Genomic DNA, 6,211 nt, shown 5'->3' with positions numbered 1-6,211 from the left:
CCCCGCACACTGGTTAAATTTTGTTCACTGTGCAACCCTAGCACAGTGGTTGAATTTTGTACTTTGTATAACCCTTCTACACTGTTTGTATAGCTAATTTAATTGCAAATTGAAGCCTTAAACTGTCGAATGCGATCAGCTCTCGCTTTTCTTTCTTCTTCAGATTGCACTCGCATTGGTTTTATTGCGCTATCGGCTTTCACATTATTAATTAAGCTAGTTTCATCATGTTGTGATAACCGATTTTTTGATGATAATGATTGTGCTTGTGTAGCCAAAAATTGTTCATACAAATACGGTTTAAATTCACCACGGTGTGCACGTTGGATTAATGTCACTACATAGCCTTGTGGTTTTTTCACTTCACCTTTTATCACACGCTGTTCAAGCTCAAATAAAATCGCTTTACAGATCCCTAAATCAAGTCCACGCATCGCTTGCATAATTGCTGTTTTTTCCAATGATGAAAACTGAATATTAGTCGGCCAGTCAATTTCATCCGCATTACCAGTACAGTACGTATTTATATAAATACTAGTACTTGTACTGTACTGTGAAAAACCTGAGTTCCCTTTTGGAACTAAGCCTGAAATCAATGACTTATCATCATTTTGGGTACTGAGTTCCATTTTGGAACTCTGCTTGATTTTACTGAGTTCCATTTTGGAACTAAGGTTATTTTTACTGAGTTCCCCTGTTTTTTCACTGAGTTCCTTATTGGAACTTAGTAAGTTTTCTTGAATAAATGTTGATTCTTCTTGCTCTGAAATATCCATTTTTGGACGTTTTTGATAGTCTTGAAGGCGAGCTCGCATCCAGTCAATGTGAGAAATATAATGCCACTGAGTATTATCTGAGAGCAGATTTTCTACAATATGGTTTGCTACACCTCGCACAAAGTTATCTCGATGCTGGATAGATTTTTCAAGGAGTGCGATGTAATCATGATTTAATTGAATCGTATCAATGATTGGCATAGGTTCATCATGAAGGATGTAAAAATTACCCAATACTTGACCTTGTTCATTACGTACTGTTTCGCAAAGTGTTAGCCAGCGAGTTAATCTAAGTAATAACAATGTTTGGCTAACAAGTTTGCGAGAGAGTTCTGCTTCATCATAAGGTTTATCTGAAAGTAATTTTGCAAGCACTTCGTATGATGGGAACATGCCGGATTGAAATTCTCTTGCTTTATATTTTATAAGTTGCCATGCCAATTTTGCTCTTGATGTTAAATAAGAATCAAATAGCAAACGGGTTGGAACTGTTTCATGCTGGTTGCCAAAAAAGAGCAACCCATGCTCTTGTAATTTTGTTTCCATAATTTAATTCTCTCTGAGAATATTTCATTTTTATTGTTGCAATGTGCTTAAACATCTTTACAATAGCCAATGAACTTTCCCAAGTTCCTTACTAACGATATGAATAACGCCCAACTTAACGTAACGCACTAGGTTGGGCGTTATGTTTTTTAAGCTGCATTCCAGCGGCTAACAAGTTTCCAGATTTCAGTTAAATTAATACCGGTTTCTTCAGCAATTAAAATTAACAGCTCTAGTCCTTCTGTTGATTCAATTGTTTGAACATCACCTTTATGATCTTGCCATAAGTCCCAAATTAATTTTTCTTCCTCTTCGGTTGCAGCTGGCTTACGTCCCATTGGTTCTTGTTTTCCAAGTAGGCTACGACGAGCAGATACTTTTGAAGTGGTTAAGCCGAAGTAGGAATTGAGCATTTGGATGGATGCACCTAACATTAATGCGCGATCAATAAGGCGACGTTCTTGTGACGACATGCGTACTCGAGCCACTAATCGCCAAAATGCATCGTGATTAATTTCAACTTTGGCAAAGGGAGCTTTGGTGTTAGCCAGTTCATAAACTTCCTCTGTGCTGAGTTTTTCAATTTCTTGCAATTCTTGTTTTGAGAAACCATAGTTCCGGCAAACATTGATATTGCCTTCTTGTAAATTAACCAAAATCTCATTCAATACCACTTGGTTTAAATTGCTGAACATGCTCATTATGCATCTCCTTCTGAACGAATATAGCGAACGAGGCGAATTAAACGGAATAATTTAACTAGCGTGGTATCATCAATTTCTTGAGTATTGAGTAAATATTCCGGTAATAAGGTGAAAGATGTTTGTGGGTGCACATCTGTTTGCAATAAATTTAAGAAGTCATAACACATCTGTGCTACACCGCTCACATCTTTATCTAATGGTTTTACGCGGTAAGTGTAATCAACAGGCTCTTTTACTACATGTTCAATGTAGTCAGTTAATCCAACACTTTCCGCAATGTCGAGTGCTAGTGAATAAGCTTCTACTTTATGCTGACGACCAGGATAAATTTTCCAAATATCATCAACTGGTTGACGGCCTACGCAAGCAAAGCCTAATCCATTTTCTTCTGCACGTTGTTGGCGTTGCTCCTGAATGCTCATGCCAGGAGTAATGCCAAATTGTTGAGTTAAATTTTTAGCAAAATCAAAAGAAAGCCCTTCTGAATTAGCATTAGTTTCATCAAACTCCTCATCCTCTGTTTTATTATCTGCTTCATCCTCAAATGAAGGAGAAATTTCAACACTTGCTTGCTTTAATACTGGCGCAGGTATTGATTTTTTTCAGTAGTAGTCATTTTTGGAGTAGTGACTAAACTAGGTTGAGATAATGTATCTAATGCGGTTTCTTGTGGCTGTGGTGTATTAAACGCTTGAACATCTTGGATGCTTTCTTGTACGCTTTGCTGTATTTCGTGTTGTTTTTGCGCCATTTTCTTGAATTTTTGCTCATCGAGATCAATTTCAAGGTAAAGGACTTCATAACTTACACGATCACCTAACATGGATGACATTTCATCAATAAGATAATCTTGGAAAGTTTTAATATGGAATGGCTGATCGTCGTTACAGCGAGATAAGCTATTTCCCCAAATTTCATCGAAAGAAACATCTAATTCAAATTGATAATTTTGCCAAATTGCTAAGGCGTTATTACGAATCGCAAGCAATTTATCAATTGGCGCATGTCCCAGCCCATTAAATAGCACATCAGGAATGTATGGATATAGGAAATTAATACAGCGTTCCATTTTTGCTACTGTTGTATTAGCAATAATGTATCCATCATTTTCTAACTCACTTGAAAGCTCGCGAGAAGAAAGGGATTTTCCTAACTTTTGCTCATAGTATTCTTTCGCTTGCTGAATTCCTAACGCCTTCTCAATAAAGGTTAAATCTGCACGTGTATCATTTTCAATTAAATGACCAATAAGCAAATCTAATTCCGCTTCTACGCTATCAGCACTTTCACCTTTCCAAGGTTTATATAAGCATTCAATAGACCAAAAACGTTGATCTTGAGTCTCTGTAAATAGTTCTTTTAATGCTTGAATACGAGTATTCCCACCGTCAGCAATGATATAGAAAGGTTCACCAGGTCGTTGAGTGATATTGGGTTTGTGATCAAGACCACGACGACGAATTGACTCTTTAATTATTTCAAAGTTAGGATTGAGTGTCTTACGAGGGTTGTGTTCATAAGGGCGTAATTTATCTAACGTAACGGTAATGTATTTAGATTGCGCAGGATAATGTGTTGCTGTTGTTGTTTGATAAGCAGCAGACTGATTATTAATAGGTTGAACATTTAATCCTTTCGCAATCGCGTCTAATTGACTTTGTTGTTTTTTATTTTTAGCAATAAATGGATTATTCATAATATCTATCCTGTGTCGTTAAATTCTCAAAAAGGCTGTATTGACCTTGAAACAGTGTTTTTACTGTGGCTAACGGGCCATTACGTTGTTTACCAATGATGATTTCAGCAATGCCTTTATCTTCTGTGTCAGGGTTATAGATTTCATCTCTATAAAGATGGATGATGACATCAGCATCTTGTTCAAGAGAGCCTGAGTCACGTAAGTCGGCATTAATTGGACGCTTATTAGCTCGATTTTCTAAACCTCGGTTTAGTTGAGATAATGCATAAATTGGGCATCCAGTTTCTTTGGCTAATTTCTTTAAATCATTGGATATTTCGGCAAGTTCTAAATTGCGATTTTCAGTTTTACTTCCGGTTCTCATTAGTTGAATGTAATCAATGAAAATCGCTTTAGGTTTGCCGTATAGACGAGTGTTTTTACGTACTTTGGCGCGTAAACGATGAGGTGTTAAAGAAGCTTCATCATCAATTAACAAACGGCCTTTCCAGTCTTTTTTAATTGTCCCCATTGCATTAGCAAGGCGAGTCCATTCTTCCTCTTCAAGCTCAGTCGCTTGACGAATAGATTGCAAGCTGACGCGAGAGCGCATTGCCATAAAACGCTCTAATAGTTGATCAGCTGGCATTTCTTGACTGTAAAATTGGATAGGACTGTCAGGAAATTTATCTAACGTACTTGCGGCAATCGTTTGTGCAAAGGTTGTTTTACCCATTGCTGGACGAGCTGCAATAATGATAAGTTCTCCTGGTTGACCGCCTGTTGTTGCTCTATCTAATTCAATAATGCCTGTTGGTGTTCCACTAACTGGATCGGCATTAATAGAGGACGTTTCCATGCGAGAAAGGATTCGCTCGAAACTTGCATTAAGATCAGCAACACCATCCGTCTCTTGTTCGATGACAATATTGGTATATTGCTTATCAACACTTTCCTCAAAAGAAGTTAATTCAATTTCATCTTTTGAAGATTGCATTTCAGTTACAATAAACTGGCCCAGGGTCAAAAAACGACGTTGTTTGCTATAACGAGAAATAATCTCAGCATACGCAGTGATATTTGATGCAGAAGGAGTATTGTGAATAACTTCTGCTAGGTATGCTAATCCCCCTATCTGATCAATCAGTTTTTTATCTTTGAAATACTGCTCCAAAGTTAAAATATCAGCGGGTTTTCCTTGTGTTAATAGATGGCTAACACCTTCAAACAATACTTTATGAGCTGAGACATAAAAATCATCAGAGCGCAGTAAAGTTGCGATCTCATCAAATTTGTCATTATCAATAATGAGAGCACCAATGACCGCACTTTCCGCTTCAATAGAAGCAATAAGTTTATCAGTCATATTAGCCTTCCTTTTTCATTGGTTTATCAAAAAGTGTTTTAAATTGAGGGAGTAACAAGCAACACAGTTCTTTGATAACAGGATATTCAGCTTGGCTATGGCGATAAACTGGCAATGAATAAGTTGCAGCTTCTCTATATGCCACATGCGCAGGGATTGAAAAATCAAGGAAGGTTTTGCTTTCATCAAAATTGGTTTCAAAGAGTACGTGTAATTGATTGAGTACAAATTTCACGTCATTAGTATTATCAACGCAATTTGCGATAGCTTTGAGAGGTGGTAATTTGAAGCCAAATGATTCAAAGGTTTCTAAATCTTGATACATTCCGATAGTTCCACGGATAAATTCTTTCGCAGAAAGAATGTGTGGAAGAATAGGGCAGAATAGGATGTCAGCTGCTAAGACAGACATATCGACAGTAATGTCTCTAGTACCTCGAGTATCAACCACAATAACATCATAATTATCAATGTTTTTAATTAAGTGACTAAATCGAATTGCACCATCAGGGGCATTACGTAGAGTTTGACTTACATTGTTTGATGGGTCATTTGATTGAATTAAATCCAAATTTGGAATGGATGTTTTTGAAATGATATGGGAAGGTTCAATATCACGACGGGTTAAAAACTCATAAATACCACCGGGAGCTTCTTCAGTTAAAGCATAATAAGAGCTTAAGGTTGGTTGAGTATCAGTATCAATAAGAAGAGTTCTTAAACCGTGGTCAGCGCAGAACGCCCCAATATTGGCAGCATTTGTACTTTTTGCAGAACCGCCTTTAGTACAAGCGACAGTAATAATATAAGGTTTTTTAGAAATAGAAGAGAAGTCCATAATTCCTCACCTAACGATAATTAAAAATTAAAGTTAAGTATTGGACTAGGTACTGATTATTGGTTTGGAATTAGATGGTGCCCGAAGCCAGACTTGAACTGGCACGCCTCGAAAGGCGAGGGATTTTAAATCCCTTGTGTCTACCGATTCCACCACTCGGGCATCGAGTGATTAACTAACTGCGTGGTTATGGAGGCGTGTCCCGGAGTCGAACCGAGCTACATGGATTTGCAATCCAGTGCATAACCGCTTTGCTAACACGCCGTTAGTTTGGAGCGGGAAACGAGGCTCGAACTCGCGACC

General features: G+C 37.6%; 4 protein-coding genes, 2 tRNA genes and 1 pseudogene. All 7 read right to left on the bottom strand.

What is annotated here, in order from left to right; all coding sequences use genetic code 11:
- Positions 1-98: 98 nt before the first annotated feature.
- Positions 99-1,322, bottom strand: a complete 1,224-nt coding sequence (locus HMPREF2750_RS07995; protein WP_070583337.1) for an STY4528 family pathogenicity island replication protein — start codon at positions 1,320-1,322, stop codon at positions 99-101.
- A 149-nt stretch (positions 1,323-1,471) separates the two neighbouring features.
- Positions 1,472-2,023 carry a DUF2857 domain-containing protein gene (locus HMPREF2750_RS07990; RefSeq protein ID WP_070583335.1) on the bottom strand — a complete coding sequence of 184 codons (552 nt, stop codon included), beginning with the start codon at positions 2,021-2,023 and terminating at the stop codon, positions 1,472-1,474.
- Positions 2,023-3,722 (bottom strand): annotated as a pseudogene (locus tag HMPREF2750_RS09885) (ParB family protein). The gene HMPREF2750_RS07990 and the pseudogene HMPREF2750_RS09885 overlap by 1 nt, the downstream one beginning before the upstream one ends.
- Entirely contained in the window at positions 3,715-5,070 is a 1,356-nt protein-coding gene (dnaB, locus tag HMPREF2750_RS07975; RefSeq protein ID WP_070583332.1) for a replicative DNA helicase, read from the bottom strand. The pseudogene HMPREF2750_RS09885 and the gene dnaB overlap by 8 nt, the downstream one beginning before the upstream one ends.
- Position 5,071: 1 nt before the next feature.
- The gene (locus HMPREF2750_RS07970; protein WP_005653598.1) at positions 5,072-5,908 is read right to left on the bottom strand and encodes a ParA family protein; all 837 of its coding nucleotides are present in this window, start codon (positions 5,906-5,908) and stop codon (positions 5,072-5,074) included.
- A gap of 75 nt (positions 5,909-5,983) precedes the next feature.
- A tRNA-Leu gene (locus HMPREF2750_RS07965) sits at positions 5,984-6,070 on the bottom strand.
- A gap of 28 nt (positions 6,071-6,098) precedes the next feature.
- Positions 6,099-6,172: transfer RNA gene (locus tag HMPREF2750_RS07960), tRNA-Cys, on the bottom strand.
- Positions 6,173-6,211: the final 39 nt, after the last annotated feature.

This window comes from Haemophilus sp. HMSC066D02 (assembly GCF_001810545.1).
In the GTDB taxonomy this organism is placed as follows: Bacteria; Pseudomonadota; Gammaproteobacteria; order Enterobacterales; family Pasteurellaceae; genus Haemophilus_D.
The sequence above is the reverse complement of the archived record's forward strand: the minus strand, read 5'-3'. Positions and strand labels throughout refer to the sequence as shown.